This is a genomic window from Paraburkholderia sp. RL17-368-BIF-A, from assembly GCF_046054045.1.
Classification (GTDB): Bacteria; Pseudomonadota; Gammaproteobacteria; order Burkholderiales; family Burkholderiaceae; genus Paraburkholderia; species Paraburkholderia graminis.
In genome coordinates this window covers 707,886-733,418 of sequence record NZ_JARESN010000001.1, presented here as the reverse complement: position 1 = coordinate 733,418, position 25,533 = coordinate 707,886, and the positions used below count along the sequence as shown (strand labels likewise).

At 62.7% G+C, this 25,533-nt stretch carries 23 protein-coding genes and 1 pseudogene; 14 read left to right on the top strand and 10 right to left on the bottom strand.

The window, feature by feature from the left end; translation table 11 throughout:
• Window positions 1-47: 47 nt before the first annotated feature.
• Window positions 48-293: pseudogene (locus tag P0D87_RS03065) on the bottom strand (lipocalin family protein); the annotation flags it as partial.
• A 236-nt stretch (window positions 294-529) separates the two neighbouring features.
• Between P0D87_RS03065 and imuA the strand changes: the two are divergent.
• From imuA to P0D87_RS03050, 3 genes are read left to right on the top strand one after another with little or no spacing between them, the layout of a single operon-like run.
• Window positions 530-1,369: a translesion DNA synthesis-associated protein ImuA gene (gene imuA / locus P0D87_RS03060; protein ID WP_053857831.1), complete on the top strand. Its 840-nt coding sequence runs from the start codon at window positions 530-532 to the stop codon at window positions 1,367-1,369.
• The gene (locus P0D87_RS03055) at window positions 1,269-3,074 is read left to right on the top strand and encodes a Y-family DNA polymerase (RefSeq protein WP_053857832.1); all 1,806 of its coding nucleotides are present in this window, start codon (window positions 1,269-1,271) and stop codon (window positions 3,072-3,074) included. The genes imuA and P0D87_RS03055 overlap by 101 nt, the downstream gene beginning before the upstream one ends.
• 5 nt (window positions 3,075-3,079) lie before the next feature.
• Complete coding sequence (locus P0D87_RS03050; protein WP_171799818.1) at window positions 3,080-6,673, top strand: error-prone DNA polymerase; 3,594 nt, start codon at window positions 3,080-3,082, stop codon at window positions 6,671-6,673.
• Window positions 6,674-6,728: 55 nt separating this feature from the next.
• Here P0D87_RS03050 and P0D87_RS03045 read toward each other — a convergent pair whose 3' ends face one another.
• Together P0D87_RS03045 and P0D87_RS03040 are read right to left on the bottom strand one after the other, a co-directional pair.
• On the bottom strand, window positions 6,729-7,649 hold the full coding sequence (locus P0D87_RS03045) for a dTDP-4-dehydrorhamnose reductase family protein (RefSeq protein WP_053857834.1): 921 nt from the start codon (window positions 7,647-7,649) through the stop codon (window positions 6,729-6,731).
• 12 nt (window positions 7,650-7,661) lie between these two features.
• Complete coding sequence (locus P0D87_RS03040) at window positions 7,662-7,928, bottom strand: heavy-metal-associated domain-containing protein (RefSeq protein ID WP_053857835.1); 267 nt, start codon at window positions 7,926-7,928, stop codon at window positions 7,662-7,664.
• Between the two features lie 120 nt (window positions 7,929-8,048).
• Between P0D87_RS03040 and cueR the strand changes: the two genes are divergently transcribed.
• The 4 genes from cueR (at window position 8,049) to P0D87_RS03020 (ending at window position 10,766) form a co-directional block, all read left to right on the top strand.
• Entirely contained in the window at window positions 8,049-8,501 is a 453-nt protein-coding gene (gene cueR, locus P0D87_RS03035) for a Cu(I)-responsive transcriptional regulator (RefSeq protein ID WP_006053112.1), read from the top strand.
• A gap of 274 nt (window positions 8,502-8,775) precedes the next feature.
• Complete coding sequence (locus P0D87_RS03030; RefSeq protein WP_006053111.1) at window positions 8,776-8,922, top strand: DUF3563 family protein; 147 nt, start codon at window positions 8,776-8,778, stop codon at window positions 8,920-8,922.
• Window positions 8,923-9,166: 244 nt separating this feature from the next.
• On the top strand, window positions 9,167-9,508 hold the full coding sequence (locus P0D87_RS03025) for a hypothetical protein (RefSeq protein ID WP_006053110.1): 342 nt from the start codon (window positions 9,167-9,169) through the stop codon (window positions 9,506-9,508).
• A gap of 217 nt (window positions 9,509-9,725) precedes the next feature.
• Window positions 9,726-10,766: an ABC transporter substrate-binding protein gene (locus P0D87_RS03020; RefSeq protein WP_053857836.1), complete on the top strand. Its 1,041-nt coding sequence runs from the start codon at window positions 9,726-9,728 to the stop codon at window positions 10,764-10,766.
• A 68-nt stretch (window positions 10,767-10,834) separates the two neighbouring features.
• On the opposite strand, the gene P0D87_RS03015 is transcribed toward P0D87_RS03020, so the two are convergent.
• On the bottom strand, window positions 10,835-11,680 hold the full coding sequence (locus P0D87_RS03015; RefSeq protein ID WP_006053107.1) for a 23S rRNA (adenine(2030)-N(6))-methyltransferase RlmJ: 846 nt from the start codon (window positions 11,678-11,680) through the stop codon (window positions 10,835-10,837).
• A 256-nt stretch (window positions 11,681-11,936) separates the two neighbouring features.
• Window positions 11,937-12,908 carry a potassium channel beta subunit family protein gene (locus P0D87_RS03010; protein WP_006053106.1) on the bottom strand — a complete coding sequence of 324 codons (972 nt, stop codon included), beginning with the start codon at window positions 12,906-12,908 and terminating at the stop codon, window positions 11,937-11,939.
• Window positions 12,909-13,173: 265 nt separating this feature from the next.
• Here P0D87_RS03010 and P0D87_RS03005 point away from each other — a divergent pair, with 265 nt between their 5' ends.
• The gene (locus tag P0D87_RS03005; RefSeq protein WP_006053105.1) at window positions 13,174-13,971 is read left to right on the top strand and encodes a 3-hydroxybutyrate dehydrogenase; all 798 of its coding nucleotides are present in this window, start codon (window positions 13,174-13,176) and stop codon (window positions 13,969-13,971) included.
• 9 nt (window positions 13,972-13,980) lie between these two features.
• On the top strand, window positions 13,981-15,219 hold the full coding sequence (locus P0D87_RS03000) for a DUF3734 domain-containing protein (protein WP_029972113.1): 1,239 nt from the start codon (window positions 13,981-13,983) through the stop codon (window positions 15,217-15,219).
• A 110-nt stretch (window positions 15,220-15,329) separates the two neighbouring features.
• On the opposite strand, the gene P0D87_RS02995 is transcribed toward P0D87_RS03000, so the two are convergent.
• Entirely contained in the window at window positions 15,330-16,529 is a 1,200-nt protein-coding gene (locus tag P0D87_RS02995) for an amino acid aminotransferase (protein WP_053857837.1), read from the bottom strand.
• A 332-nt stretch (window positions 16,530-16,861) separates the two neighbouring features.
• On the opposite strand from P0D87_RS02995, the gene uvrB reads away from it, so the two are divergent.
• The 5 genes from uvrB (at window position 16,862) to P0D87_RS02970 (ending at window position 22,604) form a co-directional block, all read left to right on the top strand.
• Window positions 16,862-18,955: an excinuclease ABC subunit UvrB gene (gene uvrB / locus P0D87_RS02990; RefSeq protein ID WP_029972115.1), complete on the top strand. Its 2,094-nt coding sequence runs from the start codon at window positions 16,862-16,864 to the stop codon at window positions 18,953-18,955.
• Window positions 18,956-19,266: 311 nt separating this feature from the next.
• Window positions 19,267-19,815, top strand: coding sequence for an iron transporter (locus P0D87_RS02985; protein ID WP_006053101.1), 549 nt, complete (start codon window positions 19,267-19,269; stop codon window positions 19,813-19,815).
• Window positions 19,816-19,943: 128 nt separating this feature from the next.
• Window positions 19,944-20,276: a cupredoxin domain-containing protein gene (locus P0D87_RS02980; RefSeq protein ID WP_006053100.1), complete on the top strand. Its 333-nt coding sequence runs from the start codon at window positions 19,944-19,946 to the stop codon at window positions 20,274-20,276.
• A 79-nt stretch (window positions 20,277-20,355) separates the two neighbouring features.
• Window positions 20,356-21,201 (top strand): FTR1 family iron permease, encoded by an 846-nt coding sequence (locus P0D87_RS02975; protein ID WP_029972116.1) that lies wholly within the window; start codon window positions 20,356-20,358, stop codon window positions 21,199-21,201.
• Window positions 21,198-22,604, top strand: coding sequence for a 4Fe-4S binding protein (locus P0D87_RS02970; RefSeq protein WP_029972118.1), 1,407 nt, complete (start codon window positions 21,198-21,200; stop codon window positions 22,602-22,604). Before P0D87_RS02975 ends, P0D87_RS02970 begins: the two co-directional genes overlap by 4 nt.
• 296 nt (window positions 22,605-22,900) lie before the next feature.
• Here the strand turns inward: P0D87_RS02970 and hemP are convergent, their stop codons facing one another.
• The 4 genes from hemP to P0D87_RS02950 form a co-directional block, all read right to left on the bottom strand.
• The gene (gene hemP / locus P0D87_RS02965; protein ID WP_006053097.1) at window positions 22,901-23,164 is read right to left on the bottom strand and encodes a hemin uptake protein HemP; all 264 of its coding nucleotides are present in this window, start codon (window positions 23,162-23,164) and stop codon (window positions 22,901-22,903) included.
• 250 nt (window positions 23,165-23,414) lie between these two features.
• Window positions 23,415-23,897, bottom strand: a complete 483-nt coding sequence (locus P0D87_RS02960) for an SRPBCC family protein (protein WP_006053096.1) — start codon at window positions 23,895-23,897, stop codon at window positions 23,415-23,417.
• Between the two features lie 85 nt (window positions 23,898-23,982).
• On the bottom strand, window positions 23,983-24,381 hold the full coding sequence (locus P0D87_RS02955; protein WP_029972119.1) for an OsmC family protein: 399 nt from the start codon (window positions 24,379-24,381) through the stop codon (window positions 23,983-23,985).
• A 213-nt stretch (window positions 24,382-24,594) separates the two neighbouring features.
• On the bottom strand, window positions 24,595-25,473 hold the full coding sequence (locus P0D87_RS02950; RefSeq protein WP_053858990.1) for a pirin family protein: 879 nt from the start codon (window positions 25,471-25,473) through the stop codon (window positions 24,595-24,597).
• Window positions 25,474-25,533 lie beyond the last annotated feature (60 nt).

Genomic DNA, 25,533 nt, shown 5'->3' with positions numbered 1-25,533 from the left:
GCGCGGAATAAACGGCGGAACAAAGGGCGGCAAAATACGGAGCGCCGTCACGGCCCGCCCATGCGCAGAGCGCCCGCATAGCCGGTCAGCTCCAGATACGCCCGCCCGAGCTCCGCGCCATAGCGGCTCACCCGCGCCGCGCCTTCCCAGTACACCGCGCCGGTGGACTGCCGCGAGTCCAGTTCCTGATCGTCCATCAGCGGATCGAACTGCCAGGTCAGCGCGCCGGTCCTCACCGTCATCGCGACTGGATACGGCGTGTTGGTGCGCGGTGAACGCCACGTGCGGCGCGGCGCAACTCCTTCTTGCACTCTGTCCTATCGGCATCCTCCAAGCGCTAAAGCCCCATTCCCCCAGACCAATCGTATCCATTCCCAAGCCGCTTTTCCTTATTCCACCGGGACCTTCGTACCGCTTCCCCGCCTTAACATCACCATCAAAATACTGTATAAATATACAGTGATGACTCGTCGTCCCTACTCGATCGAGATCGGGCAGGGCGGAGCATTTTCAATGGAACGAGTGGTCTATGGCAGCAGCGATTCAGCTTGTGACAACTCCGCTGTCGTCGCAATTGCGGCGTCAAATGTGGCAGGGCAACGAGCTTGCCGAGGTGGATTCGCGTGTGGTCCCGAGTGGCCACACCGCGCTGGATCGCGTATTGCCCGGACGAGGCTGGCCCGCCGGTGGTGTGACGGAACTGCTGGTCGAGCATTGGGGCGCGGGCGAAATGCGCTTGCTGGCCTACGCGCTTGGTCATCTCACGAAGCAGGCGGGGCGGCATGTGATGCTTGTGGCACCTCCTTTTCAGCCGAGCGCGGCGGCATTGAAGGCGTGGGGCATCGATGTCGAGCGCGTGCTATGGGTGCGCTCGAACGAAGACAAGGCTCTTTGGGCCGCCACTCAGGCATTGAAGCAGGACGGCATCGGCGCGGTTCTGGTGTGGTTGTCGAATGCGCGCGCCGATAAAGTCAGGCGCTTGCAGGTCGCGGCTCAAGAATCGGCTTCGCTGGCATTTTTGATGCGCCCTGTAGAGGCCGCTGCGCAATCGTCGCCAGCGCCATTACGCATGATCTGCGAGCCGCTTTTGCCGGCTAATGCCGAGACGATCAACCGTCGTCAGTGGTTGCAGGAGATTGGCCTGTCGATTGACATCTTCAAGCGCCGCGGGCCGCCGCTTGCCGAGCCGCTTCGTCTCGTTCTGCCGCTGCAAGGCGTTTTGTTACCCGCGAACGGAGCAAGCAGCCATCAAGGATTAGAGACTCAACATGTTGTGGATCGCCGTCGCATTGCCTCTCTTGTCGCTGGAAGCGGTAAAGCCGCTGACATCGCTTCCGGATGGTTCGTCCGCGAAGCAGAATCGGTGTGAGCCGAGCCGCGACGCAAACCCGCCGTGCGATGCCGGAAACATCGCCGACGCGCACTGCTATGCGCTCGCTGACCACGCACATATTCTGCTGCCGGACGTCGATGCCTTGCGCGCCGGTGTGCAACCCGGCCATTCGCGTTCCTACGCGCTGGCTTTGGCGCCGGGGCTCAAACTGCTCACCGCCGACGCCACCCGCGAAACTCAGGCATTCGAAGCAATCGCGCTTGCCCTGTTGACGTACACGCCGAAGGTCTCGCTGGCCGACACGCATACCTTGCTGCTGGAAGTCGGCTCTGGCTTGAGGTTGTTCGGTGGCTTGCGAGCCTTGTTGTCGCGGGTGTCGTCCACGGTCGCGGAATTCGGTTATACCGCGCGTATCGCGTGTGCACCCACGGCGTGGGGCGCCTGGTTATTGGCGCAGGCACGCGCCAACCGGCAGGGGCGCCGCTGGCATGTGGTAAAGGAGACTTCGCTCACGCGTGTGCTCGACCGTTTGCCCGTGTCGCTGCTGCCGGTTGCGCAAACGCATCGCGACGCGTTCGTGCATGTCGGATGCACGACCCTCGCCGATTTGCGTCAATTGCCCAGAGCGGGCGTGGTCCGGCGGTTTGGCGGCGGCATTCTGGACCTGCTGGCGCAGGCGTATGGCACGCGCCCCGATCCGCGCGAATCGTTTCGCGCGCCCGCGTCGTTTCATGCGCAGCTCGAATTGCCGTCGCGCGTCGATAACGCCGATGCGCTCCTGTTCGCCGCGCGTCGGCTGATCGTGCAGTTGGCCGGTTGGCTGAGCGCGCACCATGCGGCGCTGAGCGGTTATACGTTGCTGCTCGAGCATGAATTGGCGTCCCGCCATTCGCCGAAGACATCGAGCTTGAAGGTCGCGTGGGCCATACCGTCGCGTGATGCAGAGCATTTGATCTGGCTGTTGCGCGAGAAACTGAATCAGACGGTTCTCGCGGCGCCCGTCATCGAATTGAAGCTGGTCGCGGATCAGATCGCCGAATACGCCGGCCGGTCCGACACTTTGTTTCCCATGCCCGAATCGGACGGTGAGTCGATCGCGCGTCTGCTCGAACGCCTGAGCGCCCGGTTGGGACCGGAGAACGTGCTGCAAATGTCGGTGCAGGACGATCATCGCCCCGAACACGCGATGCGCGTCGAGGCGTACCAGGCTCAGGATTTTGCGCGCAAGAAGCGCTCGCAGGCGAAAGCGCGGCCCAGAATCAAAGCGGATAAAACCTGGCTAACCGATGAGTTGCGAAACGCCGCGGCTGAAGGCGCATCACCCTCGAGCGCGGCGGAAACGGACGCGGAAGCGGAAGCGAAAAAGCAGACCACCCCACGCCCATCCGCAGCGACGAACGCAAAAACCGCCACTGCCTTCACTCCTCAGCAAGCATCACAGCAACCACCTCAGCAACCACCCCAAGCCTCACTAAACCTCCCCGACAGCGCCTTACCTTCTCAACCTCGCCCTATCTGGATGCTCGATAAACCCCTACGCCTGATGATGCGTGATCAGCGGCCGATCTATCGCCGGCCGCTGAAAATGCTCACGCGTACCGAGCGGATCGAAGCGGGCTGGTGGGACGGCGATCGCGTGGAGCGCGATTACTACGTCGCCGCCGACGATCGCGGCCATATGTTCTGGGTGTACCGCGAACGTATCAGCGGCGATTGGTATTTGCAGGGTTTATTCGGTTGAGCATCATGACGGTATCCGCGTCCGCGCTTCTTCCTCCGCAGCCGCCCGCCTCGAATTTGCCGGCGTATGCGGAGCTGCATTGCCTGACCAATTTCTCGTTCCTGCGTGGCGCCTCGCATCCGCATGAACTCGTTGAACGCGCGATGCTGCACGGCTATAGCGCGCTCGCCATTACCGACGAGTGCTCGCTCGCGGGCGTCGTGCGCGCTCATTCGGCGTTAAAGGAAATCGGGGAAGAGCAGAACCGTCTGCGCAAGGAAATCGAGGACAAGCTGAAAGCGGCCCGGCCGCCGGAAGCCGGTCCGCTCCCGAAAGAAGTGCTTGACGAAGCGATACGACAGGAGGCCCTGGAAAACGAGGTGTTGAAACCTCTGCCTCAACTGATCATCGGCAGCGAACTGAATCTGACGGACGCAGCCGGCGAGCCTTTCTGCACTCTGGTTGCGCTTGCAGCGAACCGCAACGGTTACGGCAATCTTTCCGAATTGATCACGCTCGGCCGCTCGCGCGCGGAGAAGGGCAGCTACCGGCTAAGCCCGTCGGATTTCACCGATTCGTTGCCGCATCTCGAGCATCTGCGGGCTCTGCCTGACTGTGTGCTGCTGCTCGTGCCGCAGCGCACGGCTACGCTGTCGCACACGCTGCATTGCGCGCATTGGCTTGCCTCGTTCGCCGCAAACCGCGCGTGGATCGCACTCGAACTTTGGCAAACCGGCAGCGACGATCTTCAGATCGACGCCTTGCGGATGATTTCGCAAGCGAGCGGCCTACCGCTCGTCGCGGCGGGCGGCGTTCTGATGCACACGCGATCGCGCAAGCCCTTGCAGGACACGATGACCGCCATTGGCCTGAACACGCCGCTGTCGGCATGCGGCCACGCGCTCGAAGCCAATGCCGAACGGCACATGCGCACGCGGGTGCGTCTGAGCAAACTCTATCCGCGCGATACGCTCGAGGAAACGCTCAATATCGCCGCGCTGTGCCGCTTCTCGCTCGACGAACTCAAGTACGAGTATCCCGAAGAACTGGTGCCTGCGGGAGAGTCGCCGTCGAGCTATCTGCGCAAGCTCGTCATGGCGGGTGCGGCGGAGCGCTGGCCGAACGGCCTGGACCTGAAGCGCATCGATCAGATCGAAAAGGAACTGAGCCTGATCGCCGATCTGAAATACGAAAAGTACTTTCTGACGGTGCACGACATCGTGAGCTTCGCGCGCTCCAGAAACATTCTTTGCCAGGGCCGCGGTTCGGCGGCGAATTCGACCGTCTGCTATTGCCTGCATGTGACGGAGATCGACCCCGTGCATATGAACATGCTGATCGAGCGCTTCATCTCGCGCGCGCGCAACGAGCCGCCCGATATCGACGTCGACTTCGAGCATCAGCGCCGCGAGGAGGTGATCCAGTACATCTATGCGAAGTACGGGCGTCATCGCGCGGCGCTGACCGCGTCGCTGATTACCTACCATGTGCGCAGCGCATTGAAGGACGTCGGCAAGGCGCTGGGTCTCGAGGCATCGTTGATCGAGCGAATCAGCAAATCGCAACAATGGTGGGACGGTTCCGAAGCAGTGGCCGGCTATCTCGCGGAAGCGGGTTTCGACGCCAACTCTCACATCACCAGAAATCTGATTCGCCTCACGAAGGAATTGCGCCTGTTTCCGCGGCATCTGTCGCAACACGTCGGCGGCTTTGTGATTGCGAAGGACAAGCTCTCGCGGCTCGTGCCGATCGAAAACGCGACGATGAAAGACCGCAGCGTGATCGAATGGGATAAAGACGATATCGACGCGCTCAAGCTGCTGAAAGTCGACGTGCTGGCACTGGGCATGTTGTCGGCCATTCGGCGCGCGCTGGAGTTCGTCGCGCTAAGACGCGGCTTTCCGCAGTTCCGCGTGCAGGACATTCCGCGCGAAGACCGCGCCGTCTACGAAATGTGCGGCCATGCCGATACGGTCGGCGTGTTCCAGATCGAATCGCGCGCGCAGCAAAGCATGCTGCCGCGCCTGAAGCCGAACAAGTATTACGACCTCGTGATCGAAGTCGCGATCGTGCGGCCAGGGCCGATTCAGGGCGGCATGGTGCATCCGTATTTGCGCCGCAAGCAGGGCCTCGAACCGATCGACTACGCGAAGGACGAGCTGCGGCCCGTGCTCGAACGCACACTCGGCGTGCCGATTTTCCAGGAGCAGGTCATGCATCTGGCGATGGTCGCCGCAAAGTACACCGGCGAGCAGGCCGACCAGTTGCGACGCGCAATGGCGGCCTGGCGGCGCACCGGCAACCTCGCGAAGTATCAGAAGGATCTGAGCGACCGCATGTCGGCGCGCGGCTACGAGCCGGAATTTATCGACCGTATCTGCCAGCAGATCGAAGGTTTCGGCGAGTATGGTTTCCCGGAGAGCCATGCGGCGAGTTTCGCGCTGCTCGTCTATCTGAGCGCGTGGTTAAAGCGCTACGAGCCGGCGGCTTTTCTGGCCGGACTGCTCAATAGCCAGCCGTTGGGTTTTTATTCGCCGTCGCAACTCGTGCAGGATGCGAGGCGCCACGGCGTCAAGGTATTGCCGCCCGATGTGACGCTGAGCGACTGGGAATCGACCTTCGAGAAGCGCGATCGCGAAGGCGAGCGGATCGCGCCGGGCGAAACCTGTTTGCATCGTCAGCAGGCCGTCTTGTCCGCGCAGCAGTTGCGCGATCTTTCGCTGCGCCGCCTGAGAGTGAACCGGACGATCCGGCGCGCGGCGAAGCGGCTGACCGCGCGCGTGTTTCAAGCGCCCGGCACTTATGGCGCGCGCGGTCCCGCCGTGCGTATCGGTCTGCATCTGATCAAGGGACTCGCGCAGGCGGCTGCCGAGCGCATCATGGCCGCGCGCCGCGATGCGCCCTTTACGAACGTCGACGATCTCGCGCGACGCGCGGCGCTGACGCGGCGCGATCTCGAAGCGCTCGCGGCGGCGAACGCGCTGACGAGTATCGCGGGTCATCGGCGGGAAGCATGGTGGGCCGTGACCGCCCAGCACATTGTCCCCAAGCTGCTGCGCGATGCGCCGATCGCCGAAGCGCCGCTCGCGTTGCCGCAGGCCGACGAGGCCCGGGAGATCGTCGACGATTATGCGAGCCTCGGCCTCACGCTCAATCGTCATCCGCTTGCGCTGTTGCGCGCGCGTCTCGCGAAGCAGCGTTTTCGCACGGCGGCGGATCTCGCTGCGTGTCAGCACGGCACGCTCGCGCGGGCATGCGGCATCGTCACCGTGCGGCAGCGGCCGGGCACGGCGAACGGCACCATCTTCGTTTCAATCGAAGACGAAACCGGTTCGATCAATGTGATCGTCTGGCCGTCGCTGGTGGAAAAGCAGCGCAAGGCGCTGCTGGGCTCTTCGCTGCTCGCGGTCTATGGTGTCTTGCAGCGCGACGACGGCGTCGCCACTGGCGGCAATCAGGGCAACCCGGGCAATCAGGGCGAGCAGACCGCGCCTGCGAGTCAGGCGGGCAAGACGAGAAAGAAACACAAAGGCGAGGTGGTGCACCTGGTCGCTCATCGTCTGGAAGACTTAAGCGAGTGGCTCGGCGACCTGGCCACCGCGAGCCGCGATTTTCACTGATGCGCGGTTGAATGTGCGCTTGACCCGCGCTCGCCATAGCTCGCCGCTTCGCTCGTCAAACAGCCGTATCGCCGCGCCACGGAAAGGCGGCGAGCACCTCGCGTATCGCCGTGTCGAACGGTGTGCGCCGGCCAATGCCAAGCTCCTCGAGCCGCTCCGACGCAAGATGGCAGTTATGCGGGCGAGGCGTCGCATCGGTCGGCGTGTGCTGCGGCGTCAGGCGCGCGTCGAGTTTCAGCGCTTCTGCAAGGCGCGCCGCGATCTCGTACTTGGTCATCGGTTCGTCGCCCGACCAATGGACGATGCCGCGAATCGCGTTGCCCCCGGCATGACGCTCGAGCATCTGCCGGATCACGAACGCGACGTCCGGCGTGAAGGTCGGATAGCGAATCGCCCACGCGTCCATGCGGGCCGGCTGGCCGTGCGCCGAAGCCGACGCGGCAATCGCGGGCACGAGGCTCGTCACGGCGGACTCCGCCCAATCGACAATCGGCCCATACAGCAGCGGCAAGCGCAGCACACAGCCGAAGTCGGTCGTCGCGGTTAACGCGTGCTCGCCTTCGAGCTTGCTGCGCCCATACGCGTTGAGCGGCGCGGGCGCGGAATCCGGCCGATAGGGCGGATGAGTGCCGTCGAAAACATAATCGGTGGAAATCGACAGCGTCCAGGCGCCGCGCCGCTGCGCCGCGGCCGCGATCGCGCGCACCGCGTCGACATTGAGCGCGCGGGCCAGTTCCGGCTGACGCTCGCACACGTCCGGCCGACGCTCGGCGGCGGCAATCACGAGCGCATCCGGCGCTTCGCGTTCGACAAACTGCTCGATTGCCCGCGAGTCGCGGACATCGAGCGGGACAGTGTCCGGCGCAGGGCGGCTGAACGCGGTGCCGACGACTTGCCAGGCCGGCTGCCTCGCCAACTCGTCGACAATAGCGCGGCCGAGCAGACCCGACGCTCCAATCACGGCGACCTTGAACATGAGCGCGTCCGCCTAGCTCGCGGCGCCGCCGGCCGCGCCACTCGCCGCGTCGGGCGATACGCCTTTCACCTCGCCTTTGACCGCGCCTTTGACTGTGTACCCGGCCTCGTCGATGGCGGCCTTCAACGCCTCCACAGATTGCGTCGATTCAACCGCCACGCGGCCCGCCGCCAGATCCACCTGAACTTGCGCGCCGTCGTCGTGCTCGCGGATAGCGTTCGTGACTGCAGCCACGCAGTGCTGGCAGCTCATACCTTCCACCTGGAATTCGGTTTTCATCGGATTGCCTCGCGAAATAACGTTGCGACAGTTGAATTATGCCTGCCGGACCGAATTTAAGTGGCTGACCTTCCCATCATGGGAACGTGTACGATCGAGCCGATCAGTGGAGAAACGGTGATGAATATTGGCGAAGCGGCCCGCGCGTCGGGCGTCACGGCGAAGATGATTCGTTACTACGAGAGCGTCGGCCTGCTGGCGGCAAAAGCACGCACGAGCGCCGGCTATCGGGTTTACGGGCCGCAGGAGGTCCATTCGTTGCGTTTTATTCGTCAGGCGCGTCGGCTCGGTTTCCTCGTGGAAGACATTCGGCGGCTGCTGGCGCTGTGGCACGACCGCACGCGCGCGAGCGCCGAAGTCAAGGCGATCGCGCTGGATCACGTGGCCGACCTGGATCGGCGCATCGCCGAGCTCACCGAGATGCGCGACACCTTGGCGCATCTCGCGAACCATTGTCATGGCGACGACCGCCCGGACTGTCCGATTATCGAGCGGCTCGCCGATGCGGACTTGCTTTGTGAAGACAAGCGCGCGGATTGCCACGGGCTACCGTCGGTGAAGGCGCAGCATTGAGAGTGCTGACGCGGGTGCAACCCGTAGGTCGCGCACCGGAGTTGTGCAAAAAGGACGGCGACCTGCCCGCTAACAAAACCCGCGGCGCTCAGAAGCCAAAGAAATCAAAGATCTTATTGCACCAAAGGTGTGCGGTATTCCAAAATGGAATGCACATCATGCGAGCATTTCACTGGCGCGGTTGCACCATCAGCCTATAATTCGGGTTAACCCGTCTACGGGAAATCCCTGATGCCCAATCCACCGGGGATTCATTTGATCCTTGGAGAACATCATGTTTGCATACATCCTCGAAAAGCTGAGCACCTGGTTTGAAACTGCCGAACGCGATCGCCGCGAAGCGTATCTGGCGTCGTCGTCGGATATCGTTCAGCTCGAACAGCGTATCCGCTCGCTCGAAACCAACGGCTACTCGCTGTAAAGTTTCATTTGACGGCGCCAGCGTGCAGGTCGCACTGCCAGCGCAGTCGCAGTAAGCGGTAGAAGTGGTAGTTCAGTGTCAAGCCCCGTCTTTGCGGGGCTTTGTCACATCTGGGCCTTTGTGATCGCGAACCGGACGCCCAAACACGAGGATGGCGAATATCGACTAGCCTGCTGGCGCGTGTCGCGGTAAGGTAGGGCGTCGTCCGCGCAATCCGGCCTTGCCGACTCGAACCGGTCCGCCCATGTCTCCAATCCGCTCGCTTAAACCTGTCCTCGCTGTCGTTGCAATCTCGTTGGCTACGGTCAGTGCCGCATCTAGCGTATTTGCCGCGTCGAGTAATAGCCGCAAGCCGGTGATTCTCGACACGCAAAGCGGGATCAGCGACGGGCAAAGCGGCACGGTCCTGCAAACCGCGCCGCTTTCGCGGGAGCCCATCGTCGAAGCGCGCCCGATCGCAACGCCCACGGAGCTCGCGCCGAACTCATCGGTGCCGATCATCGTCGCGCCGTATATCCAGTTGCCCGTCGGCGGCGCCGTGCCGCAGCCGCAGATCCAGCCGGGTCCGCCGCCGCATCGGCAATAACACAACTGCGCTGTCCCGGCCCGCAGCCTATCGGTCGCGCAGTACGCCGACACGTCCAGTCGTCACAGCGCGCCGGGCGCGGCCATTCGGGTTTGGGCGCATGGCGCGCCTGCAGTCGGACGACGACAATCTTCAGGCGGTCTCTCTCGCCCAAGTCCGGCCAACGGTAGCCGGCCCAACGACCGCATCGAACGAAATAGAAAAAAGGAGACGACAAATGCCTTCTCACTGGATGCGGCGTGCCGCCGGCCTGTGCGCTACGCTTTTTGCCATCGCGGCACTGGACGGCGTAGCGTTCGCGAAAGACACGCCCGAAAAGCCGGCCTTGACGATGGCCGTCGGCGGGTTGCCCGGTCTTTATTATTTGCCGGTGTTGACGGCGCAGCAACTGGGCTATTTCAAGGACGAAGGTCTCGACGTCACGCTTGAAGATTTCGCGGGTGGATCGAAAGCGCTCGAAGCCGTGGTGGGCGGCAGTGCGGATATCGGCGCGGGTGCCTTCGAGCACACGCTTTTCATGCAGGCCAAAGGCCAACGCTACCGGGCTTTCGCACTGATGGGCCGCGCGCCGCAGATCGTGGTCGCGGTCTTGACGTCGAAAGCCGACAAGATAAAAACGCTCGCGGACTTCAAAGGCGCCAAGGTCGGCGTGAGCGCGCCGGGATCGTCGACCGATCTGGTGCTCACCGTCGCATTGCGCAAGGCCGGCGTGCAGCGCAGCGACATCGCGGCGATCGGCGTGGGCAGCGGCGCGACCGTGCTGGCGGCGGTCGGCAACGGGCAGATCGACGCGCTTTCCAACGTCGATCCGATGATGACGAAGCTCACGCGCAGCGGTGCAATCAAGGTGCTGGTGGACACTCGCACGGTTAAGGGCACGCAGGAGGTGTTCGGCGGCACGATGCCCGCAGCCACGCTTTATGCACCCGAGAGTTTCATCCAGAAGTATCCGAAGACGACGCAGGCGCTCGCGAACGCGATCGTGCGCGCGGATCACTGGTTGCAGAACGCGAGCGATGCCGATCTGCTGAAGATGGTGCCGCCGGCTTATCTGCTCAACGATTCCGCGCTATATGTGGAGGCTTTTCACAACGTGCGCGACGCCTATTCGCCCGATGGCCTGATGCCCCCAGACGGCCCGGCGACTTCGTTGCGCGCGCTGGCGTCGTTTGATAACCGGCTCGATCCGAAGAAGATCGATCTGAACGCGACGTTTACGAACGACTTCGCACGCAAGGCGGGGGCGCAACTCAAGTGAGCGCGCAATTCAATTGACGGCGCGGCCGGAGCGCGCCGTCAACTGCGGGCCGCGCGCCCACGCGGAATTCAATCGCCGCGATATTCCACCTTGAACTGCGCGGCCTTGTCCTCGCCGAGCGCGCTCACCAGCCAAGGCATCTGATCCTTCAGCATTTTGTGCAGCGTGTACGGCGGATTGAGGATGAACATGCCGCTGCCGAACAGACCAAAACCGTCTTCCGGCGGATTGCTGACAGTCAGGCTCACATGCAGCCAGTTGCGGTCCTGCAGTTTTTTTAGCTGCTCCGGAAAGCGCTGCGATTCCGGGCGCCTCACCTGCGGATACCAGACCGCGTACGTGCCGGTCGGAAAGCGCTTCAGACTCTCTTCGACGCAACGAAGCGTGCGCGTGTAATCGCGCTTGTCTTCATATGACGGATCGAGCAGCACCAGCGCGCGACGCGGCGCTGGCGGGAGCAGCGCGAGAATGCCGTCGAAACCGTCGCCTGCGTATAGCATTGCGCGACGGCCCGCATCGCGGAAATTGTGGCGCAACACGTCGATTTCGGTGCTGTGCAGCTCGAACAGACGCATGCGGTCCTGCTCGCGCAGTTGCCGCCACGCGATGTACGGCGAACCCGGATAGAAGCGCAGTTGGCCGTCGGAATTGAGTGCGGCGACTTCATCGACATAATCGGCGAAGAGCGGCGGCAGATCGTTACGTTCCCACAGCTTTGCGATACCTGTCTGAAACTCGCCCGTCTTGACGGCGTAGCCTTCCTTCAGCGAATAGACGCCCGCGCCTGCATGCGTGTCGATATACCAGTAGGCTTTGTCCTTCTGGCCAAGATAGCGCAATAGCTGCAACACGACCGCGTGTTTGAGGACGTCGGCGTGATTGCCTGCGTGAAAGGCGTGGCGGTAGCTGAGCATATGAGGAGACGCTGAAAGAGGCGTGCCGTTCCAGGCTGGAACCGGCGATGCGGATGCAATCGGATGCAATGCGGATGCAATACGGCGGCACGGCGGCAACGAGCGCCGGAGTGCAGCGCGGTCGCGTATTGTACGCGACGCCGGGCACCGCGCCGCACGGTGATTTGCCTAGTGTGCGCTTCACACCAGCCGATGCACCGTGCGCCGGCCACGCTTTTGCCGTGGCCGCGCAACCGGCGCGGTTCCCGCAGCGCTGTCAGTCGTACGCGTCGCCGATAATGCCTTCGATCCGCTCCTTGATCTCCGGCGTGATCCGCTCGGCGACCTCGGCGGACTTCATGTTCTCGCCGATCTGCTCGACGCGCGATGCGCCGGTAATCACAGTGCTGACATGCGGATTCTTCAGAACCCACGCAATTGCAAGCTGGCCGACCGTGCAGCCGAGTTCGTCGGCCACTTCGCCGAGCTTGCCGACCACATTGTTCTTGCCTTCATCGGTGACCTGTTTGCGCAGCCAGTCGTAACCCTGCAATTGCGCGCGGCTTTCCGCAGGCACGCCGTTGCGATACTTGCCGGTCAGAAGGCCGGACGCGAGCGGACTCCACGTGGTCAGCCCAAGGCCGATATCTTCGTAAAGACGCTTGTATTCCTGCTCCACGCGCTTGCGATGAAACAGGTTGTATTGCGGCTGCTCCATGACCGGCTTATGCAGATGATGCCGCTCCGCAATCTCGTAAGCAGCGCGGATCTCGTCCGCGCTCCACTCGGACGTGCCCCAGTACAACGCCTTGCCGCGCGTGATCATGTCGCTCATTGCCCATACCGTTTCTTCGACCGGCGTGTTCGGGTCCGGACGATGGCAGAACACCAGATCGACATAGTCGAGCTGCAAACGCGCGAGTGATGAATCGATTGCGTTGAGCAGATACTTGCGGTTCAGCGTGTGGTACTGATTGGGCGCTTCCTGCAGTCCCCAGAAGAACTTGGTCGACACCACATAGCTCACGCGCGGCCATGCCAGTTCCTTGAGCGCCTGACCCATGATCTCTTCGGATTTGCCGCCGGCATAGACCTCGGCGTTGTCGAAGAAGTTGACGCCCGCGTCGCGCGCGGCCGCGAGCGATTCGCGCGCCGCGCGATGATCGACCTGATTGCCGTACGTGACCCACGAGCCGATGGACAGTTCGCTGACTTGCAGGCCCGAGCGACCTAAACGCCGATAATTCATGCAATTCTCCTCGATAGTGAAGCGACCGGAATCCTGGCGGAACGCCTAGTTTAAATACATAAGCCTGGGCGTGCTTTTTACCGATCGATTCCATACGGTTCATGCACAATAGCAGGATTGGCCGCAGTGCAACATTCGGCCGAACGGCATAGGAGAAGGCCTATGCGCGCCTATGCGCGCGTAATCGGCGCCTATGCCGTTCGGCTGACTTCACGCTGCGCGCGGCTCGTGGTCTCATTGCTCATCAACTGCATGGAGGTTCTGGATGTCGTCACTGAACACAAATCTGAATGGCAAGGTCGCGGTGGTTACCGGGGCCGCGAGCGGCATCGGCAAGCAGATTGCGTTGACCCTTTCGGCAGCGGGCGCGGCTGTCGCGATCGCCGACCTGAATCAGGACGGTGCGAACGCCGTCGCTGAAGAAATCAGGAAGGGCGGCGGCAAGGCGATCGGCATCGCCATGGACGTCACCAACGAAGACGCCGTCAACCAGGGCATCGACAAAGTGGCGGCCGAGCTGGGTTCCGTCGACATTCTCATTTCCAATGCCGGCATTCAGATCGTCAATCCGATCGAGAACTACTCGTTCTCCGACTGGAAAAAGATGCAGGCGATTCACGTGGACGGCGCCTTCCTGACCACGAAGGCAGCGCTCAAGCACATGTACAAGGACGATCGCGGCGGCATCGTGATCTACATGGGTTCGGTGCACTCGCACGAGGCGTCGCCGCTCAAGTCCGCTTACGTGACGGCCAAGCATGCGCTGCTCGGGCTCGCGCGCGTGCTCGCCAAGGAAGGCGCGAAACACAACGTGCGTTCGCATGTCGTGTGTCCCGGCTTCGTGCGCACGCCGCTTGTCGACAAGCAGATTCCCGAGCAGGCGAAGGAACTGAACATCAGTGAAGAAGAAGTCGTCAAGCGCGTGATGCTCGGCGGCACCGTCGACGGTATTTTCACCACCGTCGAAGACGTCGCGCAAACCGTGCTGTTCCTCTCGACTTTCCCCACGGCGGCACTGACGGGTCAGTCCTTCATTGTGAGCCACGGCTGGTACATGCAATAAGGAGGCGTCATGGCGCAACGCAATCTCAAGCAGGCGCGCCTGGGCGTGCCGGGCAATGAGGGAGGTGCGGGCGCCGGCGCGGCGTCCGCCACGGCTCCGGGCTCGCGCATTCAAGTGCCGGACTACGAAACCATCGCGCTCACGCTGCAGGGCGGCGGTGCATTGGGCGCGTATCAGGCCGGCGTCTTTCAGGGGCTTCACGAAGCCGGCATCGAGCCGAACTGGCTGGCGGGCATTTCCATCGGCGCGTTGAATACCGCGATTATCGCGGGCAATCCGCCGGAAAAGCGGGTGGAACGGCTGCTGCAATTCTGGGAGACCATCTGTCAACCGGCGTTCGGTTTGCCGCTGCCGGCGTTTATCGAGCACGCGTTCTTCAACTCGAGCGACGCCGTGCGCAAAGCGTTCACAGCGACGCAGGCGCTCGGCGCACTCGTCGAGGGGCAAAAGGGCTTCTTTGTGCCGCGCTTTCCGCCGCCCTTGCCAACGGTGTCGGGACCGCCTCAGGCGGCGAGCTATTACGACACGGCGCCGCTGAAAGCCACGTTGGAAAGCCTGTGCGATTTCGACCGCATCAACTCGCGGGAAATGCGTGTGTCCGTGGGCGCGGTCAATTGCGGCACGGGCAATTTCGCGTATTTCGACAATACGCACACCACGCTGAGGGCCGAGCACTTCATGGCGTCCGGTGCGTTGCCGCCTGGCTTCGCGGCGGTGGAAATCGACGGCCAGTATTACTGGGACGGCGGGCTGATGTCGAATACGCCGCTCTACGAGGTGATGCAGACCACGCCGCGGCGCGACACGCTCGCGTTTCAGGTCGATCTGTGGAGCGCAATCGGGCCGGTGCCGGACAGCATCACCGACGTGCAGGGGCGCATGAAAGACATCCAGTATTCGAGCCGCACTCGTCTCGTGACCGACATGCTGCAACGCTCGCAACGTTTCCGGCACGTGCTGCGCGAGGTGCTGGACCGTGTGTCGCCGGACCAGCGCGACGACCCCTGGTGCAAGCTCGCCGAAGATCTATCGTGCTCGAAGCGCTACAACGTGATCCATCTCATCTACCGGCAGAAGGAGTACGAAGGGCACTACAAGGACTTCCAGTTCGGCTTGTCGACCATGCGCGAGCATTGGCAAAGCGGGCTGGACGACATCCGTCATTCGCTTTCGCAACCGGACTGGCTTGCCATGCCGGATAACGACGCGGGTTTCGTCACGCACGACATTCATCGCGACGGGCGCTGACAGGCGAGTCGGCAAGTTCTGAGCCGCAAACAGAAACGGCGCCCTTCATGGGGCGCCGTTTCATATTCAGCTTCAATAAAAGCGCACCTAAGCGCGCTTTGCAAAAAGCTTTACTTCAACACATGCGCAACGGCGTTGGCCACCACGTCGAGGTTGCGCGTGTTCAACGCGGCCACGCAGATGCGGCCCGTGCCCACCGCATAAATGCCGAACTCTTCGCGCAGACGGTCGACTTGCGGCGCCGTCAGACCCGAGTACGAGAACATACCGCGCTGCGCATTGACGAAGCTAAAGTCGCGATCCACGCCGCTCGCCTTCAGGCGCTCGACCAGACCGTTGCGCATCGCGCGGATGCGGTCGCGCATTTCAGCGAGTTCCGTTTCCCACGTGGCGCGCAATTCCGGCGACGCGAGCACCGCGGCGACCACCGAGCCGCCATGCGTCGGCGGGTTCGAGTAGTTCGTGCGGATCACGCGCTTGAGTTGCGACAGCACGCGCGTGGCTTCTTCCTTGCTGCCCGTGATGATGGACAGTGCGCCGATACGCTCGCCGTACAACGAGAACGACTTCGAGAACGACGACGACACGAACACGTTCAATTCCGACGCGGCGAAGAGGCGCACGGCCGCAGCGTCAGCTTCGATGTTGTCGCCGAAACCCTGATAGGCGATGTCGAGGAACGGCACCAGGTTGCGCGCCTTGACGACTTCGACGATCTGCTTCCACTGGTCGACGCTCAGGTCGACGCCCGTCGGGTTGTGGCAGCACGCATGCAGCACGACGACCGTGCCCGCGGCATAGCTGTTGAGCGCGCTCAGCATGCCGTCGAAATTCACGCCGTGCGTGTGCGCGTCGTAGTACGGATACGACACCACTTCAAAGCCCGCGGCTTCGAAGAGCGCGCGGTGGTTTTCCCAGCTCGGATCGCTGATCGCGACCTTGCCGTTCGGATTCAGCCGCTTCAGGAAGTCCGCGCCGATCTTCAGCGCGCCCGTGCCGCCCAGCGCTTGCGCCGTCACAACGCGGCCCGCGGCGATCAGCGGCGAATCGTTGCCGAGCAGCAGCTTTTGCACGGCTGCGTCGTAGGCGGCGATACCTTCGATCGGCAGATAACCGCGCGGCAGCGCAGCTTCGACACGCGCCTTTTCCGCGTCGCGCACGGCGCGCAGCAGCGGAATCTTGCCTTCTTCGTTGAAATACACGCCAACGCCGAGATTGACCTTGGTGGGGCGCGGGTCGGCGTTAAAGGCTTCGTTCAGGCCCAGAATCGGGTCGCGGGGAGCAAGTTCGACGGCGGAGAACAGAGACATGGTGGGTGGCCAGCAGTAGTGAAAAGAGGGCGGCTACGAGCATGCGCGACCGTGCCGGCTGCGTCTGATGCAAAACGCAAACGCCGGATGACGCAAAACGCGGACAGAGGCAAGCGAGCGCAACTTCGCATTGTAACGAATCTGCGAACGTTTTTCGGACGATAGCGCCCGTTGGCGGGCTCATTTGCTTGAAAAACAGGCAGGGCGCCGCTAAATGCAAGACGGACTGTTCTCGCGCCGCTGCCGTCCTACGCGGATCCGTGCAGTCCGTGCCCGATCCGACTTTCCGCAACCCGTTAGAATAGTTTTTTGCCCAAGGCGCTGCCGTCCCCATGTCCGAACAACACCTGACCGAAGCCGAAGATACGCTCGACGAATCCAAATTCGTCCGCTTCGAAGGCTCGCCGTTTCAGCTTTACCAGCCGTATCCGCCCGCCGGCGACCAGCCGACGGCGATCGAGACGCTCGTCGAAGGCATCGAGGACGGTCTCTCGTTCCAGACGCTGCTCGGCGTGACCGGCTCGGGCAAGACCTTCACGATGGCCAATACCATCGCGCGGCTCGGCCGTCCGGCTATCGTGTTCGCGCCGAACAAGACGCTTGCCGCGCAGCTTTACTCGGAGTTCCGCGAGTTCTTTCCGCGCAACGCGGTCGAGTACTTCGTCTCGTACTACGACTACTATCAGCCGGAAGCGTACGTGCCGCAGCGCGACCTGTTCATCGAGAAAGATTCGTCGATCAACGAGCATATCGAGCAGATGCGGCTGTCGGCCACCAAGAGCCTGATGGAGCGGCGCGACGTGGTGATCGTCGCGACCGTGTCGGCCATTTACGGTATCGGTAATCCGTCCGAATACCACCAGATGATTCTTACGCTGCGTACCGGCGACAAGCTCGGCCAGCGCGACATCATCGCGCGGCTGATTGCGATGCAGTACAACCGCAACGAAGCCGACTTCCAGCGCGGCTCGTTCCGCGTGCGCGGCGACACCATCGACATTTTCCCGGCCGAGCATGCGGAAATGGCGGTGCGCGTGGAATTGTTCGACGACGAAGTGGAAACGCTGCAACTGTTCGATCCGCTTACCGGCCGTGTGCGTCAGAAGATTCCGCGCTTCACCGTGTATCCGTCGTCGCATTACGTGACGCCGCGCGATACGGTTGTGCGTGCAGTGGAAACCATCAAGGCCGAGTTGCGCGAGCGGTTGGAGTTCTTCTATAGCCAGGGCAAGCTTGTCGAAGCGCAGCGGCTCGAACAGCGCACCCGTTTCGACCTGGAAATGCTGCAGGAGCTGGGTTTCTGCAAAGGCATTGAGAATTACTCGCGGCACTTTTCCGGCGCGGCGCCCGGCGAGCCGCCGCCTACGCTGGTCGATTACCTGCCGCCAGACGCGATCATGCTGCTCGACGAGTCGCATGTGCTGATCGGCCAGTTGAACGGCATGTACAACGGCGACCGCGCGCGCAAGGAAAATCTGGTCGACTACGGTTTCCGTCTGCCGTCCGCGCTCGACAACCGGCCGCTGAAGTTCAACGAGTTCGAGCGCAAGATGCGTCAGGTCGTGTTCGTGTCGGCCACGCCCGCGGACTATGAAAAGAAGACTGCGGGCCAGGTGGCCGAGCAGCTCGTGCGCCCCACCGGACTCGTTGACCCGGAAATCGAGGTGCGCCCGGCGCGCAGCCAGGTGGACGACGTGCTCGCCGAAATCAACGAGCGCGTGAAGGCGGGCGACCGTGTGCTCGTCACCGTGCTGACCAAGCGCATGGCCGAGCAATTGACGGAGTTTCTCGCCGACCACGGCGTCAAGGTGCGCTATCTGCACAGCGACATCGATACGGTCGAGCGCGTCGAAATCATCCGCGACTTGCGGCTCGGCACGTTCGACGTGCTCGTCGGTATCAACCTGCTGCGTGAAGGTCTGGACATTCCGGAAGTGTCGCTCGTCGCGATTCTCGACGCCGACAAGGAAGGTTTCCTGCGCGCCGAACGCTCGCTGATCCAGACGATCGGCCGGGCGGCGCGTAACGTGAACGGCAAGGCGATTCTGTACGCGGACAAGGTGACGGACTCAATGCGCCGCGCGATCGACGAAACCGAGCGGCGGCGTGCGAAGCAGATCGCCTTCAACCTCGAGCGCGGCATCACGCCGCGCGGCGTGGTGAAGCGCATCCGCGACATTATCGACGGCGTATACAACGTCGACGACGCGCGCGCCGAGCTGAAAGAGCAGCAAACGCGCGCCAAGTTCGAGGACATGTCCGAGAAGCAGCTTGCCAAGGAACTGAAGCGCCTCGAAAAGCAGATGATGGAGCACGCGAAGAACCTCGAATTCGAGAAAGCCGCTCAAACGCGCGACCAGCTTGCGTTGCTGCGGCAGCGCGTGTTCGGGGCGAATGTCGGCGATCACGTATCGGGCGTCGAATAAATCACGCGGCGGCCCAAAGCAAGGACAAGGACAAGGCGCGGCAATCCGCCGCGTCCTGTTCTTTGCATCCGAAAAGGGGGCTTGGCCCGCCTGCCATCTCACACACGTCGTTTCTTAAGACACCCTTAAGACCCTGCTGCCATAAGGCTTCGCGTGCGTTCGTATTTGTTCCGGCAAGCGAACAATGATAAACTCGCCCAATATTGAGAATGGTTCGCATTAACGTTCAAATATGCGATCTGCTTCGGTTGGTTGTCCGACGCACTGTTCCAATGGGATCGAATCGAGTCAGATAAAAACAAGGAGTTTCAATGCGGATTTCTTCATTTGTGCGCGCTGGGGTTGCAGCGGCGGCGGCCGTCGCGGCGCTGTCGGCAACGGCGGCCGAGTATCCGATCGGCAAGCAGCAGATTCAGGGCGGCATGGAAATCGGCGCGGTGTATCTGCAGCCGATCACGATGGAACCGGAAGGCATGATGCGCAAGGCGTCGGACTCGGACATTCACCTGGAAGCCGACATCCACGCAGTCAAGAACAATCCGACCGGTTTCGCGGAAGGCGACTGGATGCCGTATCTGCAAGTGCGTTACGAACTGACGAAGGCCGGTTCGAAGGACACGCAAAAGGGCGATCTGATGGCGATGGTCGCCAACGACGGCCCGCACTACGGCGACAACGTCAAGCTGCAAGGCCCGGGCAAATATCACCTGAAGCTCACCGTCGAAGCGCCGATGCAAACCGGCCACATGGCGTTCGGCCGTCACGTCGACAAGGAAACCGGCGTGGGTCCGTGGTTCAAGCCGTTCACGCTTGAATACGACTTCACGTTCGCCGGCATCGGCAAGAAGGGCGGGTACTGATCTCCACGCTTTGCCGCAGCGGGTCGCATCGCAGTATGCGAGCCATCCGTGGCAAACGAGTGAATGCGAGTGAATGCAGCAGGCGGCGCGTGGAGTCATGCCTCGCGCCGCGTTTTCTGGAAACACCAATGAGAATCAACCGAAAGATCGCAGTCCTGGCATCGTCGATTCTGCTGGCGGGCGCGGCTCAGGCAGCCGATCTGCTCACCTTCAAGCTCGAAATGAACGACGGCAAGCTGACGCCGGCGCGCATCGAAGTGCCGGCAGGGCAGCGCATCAAGATCGAGGTGCGCAATACGGGCAAGGGTGCGGCCGAATTCGAAAGCGTGCAGTTGCGCAAGGAAAAAGTCCTCGCGCCGGGCGCCGATTCGTTCGTGGTGATCGCTCCGCTCTCGCCGGGCGAGTACAAGTTTTTCGACGATTTTCACCAGCAGGCGCAGGGCGTGATCGTCGCGAAGTAGCGGTGCTGGCGAGGCGGACGCGGGGCACCCGGCCCGCCGTCGCCAGCGACAGCAGTGGCAGTGCAGAAGGGAGTGCTTGATGGGTCAGATTCTATTCATCGTGTGGCGGGAAAGTGTCGAGGCGTTGCTGGTCGTCGGCATTCTGTACGCGTGGCTGAAAAATGGCGACGACGACGCGCGCCGCGGTTTGCCGTACCTGTGGGGCGGCGTCGTGGCCGGCCTGATTGCGGCGGTGGCGCTCGGCGCGGCGCTCGTCGGTTTCACCGAAGTGCTGTCCGGCGACGCGCAGGACTACTTCCAGACCGCGATGGTGCTGGTCGCCTGCGTGCTGATCGTGCAAATGGTGCTGTGGATGAAGCAGCACGGCCGCTCGCTCAAGCGCGACATGGAACGCTCGCTGCAACAAAGCCAGCGCGACTCGAACTGGTGGGGCGTGGCGCTGCTCGTCGCACTCGCCATCGCGCGTGAAGGCAGCGAGACGGTGATTTTCCTGTACGGCCTCGGCTTCGGCCAGTCGGGTCATGTGGACGGCGCGCAGATGCTTGCGGTGCTGATCGGCCTCGCGCTCGCGCTGCTCACGTTCTACGTGCTGCAGTTGGGCGGCAAGGTCTTCTCGTGGCGGCTCTTTTTCCGCGTCACGGAAATCATGCTGCTGTTCCTGGGCGCGGGTCTGTTTCAGACGGGCGTCGACAAGCTCATCGACAAGGAAGTCCTGCCGACCATCGTCGACCAGTTGTGGAATACATCGGGCATTCTCGACGATTCGAGCACCTTCGGCTCGCTGGTCGCCACGCTCACCGGCTATCGCGCGCATCCGGCGCTGATGAACCTGATCGCGTATGCGGTGTACTGGGCGGTCGTCTATCTGCTGCTGCGGCGCGCGAACCGCAAGCCGGCGCAGCAGGCCGCAGGGCGCGCAGCATGAGTACGTTGATGACCCGTCCGGGGCGGCTCGCCGCGGCGGGGCAGTGGATGCAGCGGCACGGTTCCGTGATCCGCGGCATCCAGTGGGTCGTGGTCGCGGTGTATGCGCTGCTGATCATCGTGCCGGCGGTGATGCCGCTGCCCGACGACAGCGCGCATTTGTGGAACAACCTGACGCTTGCCGCGCAGTTCGTGTTCTGGGGCATCTGGTGGCCGTTCGTGCTGCTGTCGATGGTGATGCTCGGGCGCGTCTGGTGCGGCGTGCTGTGTCCGGAAGGCGCGCTCGCGGAGTTCGCCAGCAAGCACGGCCGCGGCAAGGCGATTCCGCACTGGATGCGCTGGGGCGGCTGGCCGTTCGTCGCGTTCGGCATCACGACCATTTATGGTCAGATGGTGAGCGTGTACCAGTACCCGAAAGCGGTGCTGCTGGTGCTCGGCGGCTCGACGCTCGCGGCTATCGTCATCGGCCTGCTTTACGGGCGCGAGAAGCGCGTCTGGTGCAAATACCTCTGCCCCGTGAACGGGGTTTTCTCGCTTCTGGCGCGCCTCGCGCCGTTCCACTACAAGGTCGATGAAGACGCGTGGCGCCGTTCGTACAAGAACGGCGAGCACGGGCATCGCGTGATTCCGATTAATTGCGCGCCGCTCGTGCCGTTGCGCAACATGAAGGGCGCGTCCGACTGCCACATGTGCGGCCGTTGCAGTGGCCACCGCGACGCGATTGCGCTGACGTGGCGCGCGCCGTCGTCGGAAGTCGTGCAACTCGGCGACAAGCAGGCGAACGTGTGGGACACCGCGCTGATTCTGTACGGCCTGCTCGGCATCGCGATCGGCGCATTTCACTGGACCGCTTCGCGCTGGTTCATCGACCTGAAGATGTTCTTCGCGACCTGGCTCGTGGATCGCGACATCACCTGGCCGCTGCAGACCAATGCGCCGTGGTTCCTGTTCACGCATTACCCGGAACAGAACGACGTGTTCTCGTGGCTCGACGGCACGATGGTGATCGGCTATATCCTCGCGACGGCGCTTGTCTACGGCACCGCGCTGCTCGTCCTGATGGTGGGCGCGACGCGCACGCTCGGGCGTTTCAGCAGCGTGCGTCTGCATCATCTGACGCAAGGGCTGATTCCGCTTGCCGGGGCCGGCGTGTTTCTGGGTTTGTCCGCGACCACGCTGTCGCTGCTGCGCGCCGAGCATGTGCCGTTGTGGTGGGCATCGGACGTGCGCATCGCGATTCTGGCCATCGCGAACGTGTGGAGCGCGTGGCTCGCATGGCTCGTCACGCGGCGTTACAGCGAGCACTTCGTGCGGCGCGGTCTCGCGATGCTGTGGTTCATCGCGGCACTGGCCGTGGTGGATAGCGCGTGGTGGTTGATGTTTTGGGGCTGGGCGTCGAAGTAGACGAGTCTTTCGCGCAATCCGTCCCGTTCGCCTCGATCTCGAATCGTAGGCCGCAAAAACAAAAGCCGTGGAGATGACCTCATCTCCACGGCTTTTTCATTGGCATGACCGTGCACGGCGTTTCGTGCGCGCGTCGGCGGGAACCGAAAAAAGCGGCCTGGCTGGCTGCGACGGCTGGCTTGGTGTCTGCACGAAGGGGTCTAGTTCTCACGTGCAAGCCGTCGTGGCTGGCTAATGCCCAACACCTCTCTAGGAGGTGGTCCCCACAATACCTGGTACTGAAATCCGGTTGGTCGTTACTTCGTCAGAATCAGCTTGCCGAGACGCGTGGCGCGCAACTGGTACGTCTCGCCGTTGTGCACGATGCTGATGTGACTGTGTCCTTGCAGCAAAGCGTCGCTGCGCAACACGCGCTCGCCCGTTTCCGCCGATTCGTTCGCCCGGCTGGCAGCGGGCCTGACCGCAGCCGTCGATGTGACCGCCGCCGATTTCGGACGGCTGGTCAGCGCGGCAGCCGAACGGCGCAGGCTGAGCGTGGTAGGGCGAGTGGTATCGGTCATTCGTCTTTGCCGTTGCTTGATTCGATGGATGAATTCTAAATGATAACCATTCCTATTTACAAGGGGCAGAAATTCATCGGATCAGCGTTTCGATAGTCGGGCGAGGTGGGTGGTACAGCGCGGGTGCGGGCTGGACGCGGTCGCGGCGGCACGAGGCGCCGCGCCTTCGGTTGTAACCGAAGGCGCGGCTTCCGCCCGCTGCAACTCGCCAGCGCGGCCCCAGCCGTTGACTAACGTTGGCTACAGCGAGTCAGTGCAGCGAACCCGGCTCCTGTTTCGCCTGCACGAACTGACGGATTAACCGCACGGTATCGATGTCGTTCTCGCGATACGCGGACTTCACGATCTCCTGCGTCTGCACGGCGTCTTGGTCGTTGGATACGGGCAGCGTGGTCGCGTATTCAAAGCGCAAGAATAGCTGCAGCTCGTCCGGCTGTTCGATGGTCATGGTCAGCGAGCCGCCGACGTAATCCGCCGTCGGCAGGATGTCGTAGCGCACGCTTTGGCTTTCGTGCAGCGTGACGCGGTCGCGGACCGTCGCCTGGCCGTAGTGCAGTTCCCGCTCGAGGGTATTGCCTTCGCGCGAAAGAATCGTGCAACTGTCGAGTCCGATCACGAACAGTTGCGGCTGTTCGGCGCGCAGCACGAGCCCTTCCCACAACTGCTCGCGGGTCATCGAGTCGACAAACGGGTTCAACGGATCGTTGATCTGGATAAGGTGTTCGAAATTCAAGACGACAGCATCCTATGAAAGCGTTGCAAGCGCTGCAAGCGTTAACGCAACTCGGCCGGCTACGCGCTTGCCGGCCGTTCGCAAGTCACGCGACGGTCAGACCGGATCGGATCGTGATCGAGCGCGTGAGGATCTTGTGAACCGGACACGCATTGGCAATTTGCAAGAGCCGTTCCCGCTGTTCGTCGGACAGTTCGCCGTGCAGCGTGATTTTGCGGTCGATGGTCGAGCCTTCGTCGCCGGTTTCGATGTTCAGCGTGACGTGCACTTCGTCGAGCGGCCACTCTTTGCGTTGCGCGTACATTTTCAGCGTAACCGACGTGCACGCGCCGAGGCTCGACAGCAGCAGCGAGACCGGCGTGGGGCCGCGATCGCCGCCGCCGAGCGATTCGGGTTCGTCGGCGAGCCACGTGTGCTTGCCGTCGTCGAAATGGACCTGATAATTCGTCGAACCGATATGGGCGGTGACGGTGGCTTCTGCCATGCGCGCTCCTATGCAGGGACCAAAATCGCCGCGCGCGGCGGTTCTATGGCCTGAAAGGTCGGAGAGACGGGCGCGCGGCAGGAATCGCTATTGTGAACGAAGTCGGCGGCATTTGCGCCATGAGGCCGCCTCACACCGTACTTTGGCGCGGGGCTGGGTAGAAGCGGCTGTGGTTGGACGCGCGCGGCGTGGCGCCGCCCGCGCGCGGCCCGTTCAATGCGTGATCGCGCCCATCCGGCCGGCCTGATAATCGACCACCGCCTGGCGGATTTCATCTTCCGTGTTCATGACGAACGGACCGTAACGCACCACGGGCTCCTTCAACGGCACGCCGCCGAGCAGCAATACCTCGAGCGGTTCCGCGCCCGCGGTCAGCGTGACCGCGTCGCCGTCGTCGCCGAACACCACCATCTTGCGCGCGTCGATTTCCTGGCGCCCTTCGCCCTCGCCGTAAAAGCCCTTGCCCGACAGGCCATACGCGAACACGCGATAGTCGGCGGGCACCGGCTGACGAATCGTCGCGCCCGGCTGCAGCGAAAAGTGCTGATAGAGAATCGGCGTGCGCGTTTCGACGGCGGCTTTCACGCCGAGCGCTTCGCCGGCAATCACCTTCACGCGGACCTTGCCGTCCGCGGAAGTCGCCACCGGAATCTTCGCCGACGGCACGTCCTGGTAGCGCGGCGCGATCATCTTGTCGCGTCGCGGCAGATTCACCCACAGTTGCAGGCCATGCACGCGGCCGCCCGTACGCACGAACGACGGGTCGGGCATTTCGCTATGCACGACGCCCGCGCCGGCGGTCATCCACTGGACGTCGCCGGCCTGCAGCGTGCCCGAGTGGCCTGCGGAATCCTTGTGGCCGAACTGGCCTTCGAGCACATACGTCACGGTTTCGAAGCCGCGGTGCGGATGGTCCGGCGCGCCCTTGGCTTCGCCGGGCGCGTAGTCGATCGGTCCCATTTCGTCGAGCAGCAGGAACGGATCGAAGTCCATCAGCATGCGGGTGGGAAAAGGGCGGTGAACGACGAAGCCGCCACCTTCAGTCGTGCGAACGGCCGGATACGTGCGTTCGATCGTGCGTGTCGTGCTCATCAATGTCACCTCGAAAATTCGGGAATAGCGTTGTTTTTGAAACATAGGGCTATTATAGGG

What these genes read in the sequence shown, in the direction of transcription:
- P0D87_RS03020 (WP_053857836.1), top strand. Translation starts at nt 9,726, where the DNA reads ATGCCTTCTCACTGGATGCGGCGTGCCGCCGGCCTGTGCGCTACGCTT.
- P0D87_RS02980 (WP_006053100.1), top strand. Translation starts at nt 19,944, where the DNA reads ATGAGAATCAACCGAAAGATCGCAGTCCTGGCATCGTCGATTCTGCTG.
- P0D87_RS02970 (WP_029972118.1), top strand. Translation starts at nt 21,198, where the DNA reads ATGAGTACGTTGATGACCCGTCCGGGGCGGCTCGCCGCGGCGGGGCAG.
- P0D87_RS02975 (WP_029972116.1), top strand. Translation starts at nt 20,356, where the DNA reads ATGGGTCAGATTCTATTCATCGTGTGGCGGGAAAGTGTCGAGGCGTTG.
- P0D87_RS03045 (WP_053857834.1), bottom strand. Translation starts at nt 7,649, where the DNA reads ATGTTCAAGGTCGCCGTGATTGGAGCGTCGGGTCTGCTCGGCCGCGCT.
- hemP (WP_006053097.1), bottom strand. Translation starts at nt 23,164, where the DNA reads ATGACCGATACCACTCGCCCTACCACGCTCAGCCTGCGCCGTTCGGCT.
- P0D87_RS03005 (WP_006053105.1), top strand. Translation starts at nt 13,174, where the DNA reads ATGTCGTCACTGAACACAAATCTGAATGGCAAGGTCGCGGTGGTTACC.
- P0D87_RS02995 (WP_053857837.1), bottom strand. Translation starts at nt 16,529, where the DNA reads ATGTCTCTGTTCTCCGCCGTCGAACTTGCTCCCCGCGACCCGATTCTG.
- P0D87_RS02955 (WP_029972119.1), bottom strand. Translation starts at nt 24,381, where the DNA reads ATGGCAGAAGCCACCGTCACCGCCCATATCGGTTCGACGAATTATCAG.
- cueR (WP_006053112.1), top strand. Translation starts at nt 8,049, where the DNA reads ATGAATATTGGCGAAGCGGCCCGCGCGTCGGGCGTCACGGCGAAGATG.
- P0D87_RS03040 (WP_053857835.1), bottom strand. Translation starts at nt 7,928, where the DNA reads ATGAAAACCGAATTCCAGGTGGAAGGTATGAGCTGCCAGCACTGCGTG.
- P0D87_RS02950 (WP_053858990.1), bottom strand. Translation starts at nt 25,473, where the DNA reads ATGAGCACGACACGCACGATCGAACGCACGTATCCGGCCGTTCGCACG.
- P0D87_RS03010 (WP_006053106.1), bottom strand. Translation starts at nt 12,908, where the DNA reads ATGAATTATCGGCGTTTAGGTCGCTCGGGCCTGCAAGTCAGCGAACTG.
- imuA (WP_053857831.1), top strand. Translation starts at nt 530, where the DNA reads ATGGCAGCAGCGATTCAGCTTGTGACAACTCCGCTGTCGTCGCAATTG.
- P0D87_RS03030 (WP_006053111.1), top strand. Translation starts at nt 8,776, where the DNA reads ATGTTTGCATACATCCTCGAAAAGCTGAGCACCTGGTTTGAAACTGCC.
- P0D87_RS03025 (WP_006053110.1), top strand. Translation starts at nt 9,167, where the DNA reads ATGTCTCCAATCCGCTCGCTTAAACCTGTCCTCGCTGTCGTTGCAATC.
- P0D87_RS03015 (WP_006053107.1), bottom strand. Translation starts at nt 11,680, where the DNA reads ATGCTCAGCTACCGCCACGCCTTTCACGCAGGCAATCACGCCGACGTC.
- uvrB (WP_029972115.1), top strand. Translation starts at nt 16,862, where the DNA reads ATGTCCGAACAACACCTGACCGAAGCCGAAGATACGCTCGACGAATCC.
- P0D87_RS02985 (WP_006053101.1), top strand. Translation starts at nt 19,267, where the DNA reads ATGCGGATTTCTTCATTTGTGCGCGCTGGGGTTGCAGCGGCGGCGGCC.
- P0D87_RS03000 (WP_029972113.1), top strand. Translation starts at nt 13,981, where the DNA reads ATGGCGCAACGCAATCTCAAGCAGGCGCGCCTGGGCGTGCCGGGCAAT.
- P0D87_RS03055 (WP_053857832.1), top strand. Translation starts at nt 1,269, where the DNA reads ATGTTGTGGATCGCCGTCGCATTGCCTCTCTTGTCGCTGGAAGCGGTA.
- P0D87_RS03050 (WP_171799818.1), top strand. Translation starts at nt 3,080, where the DNA reads ATGACGGTATCCGCGTCCGCGCTTCTTCCTCCGCAGCCGCCCGCCTCG.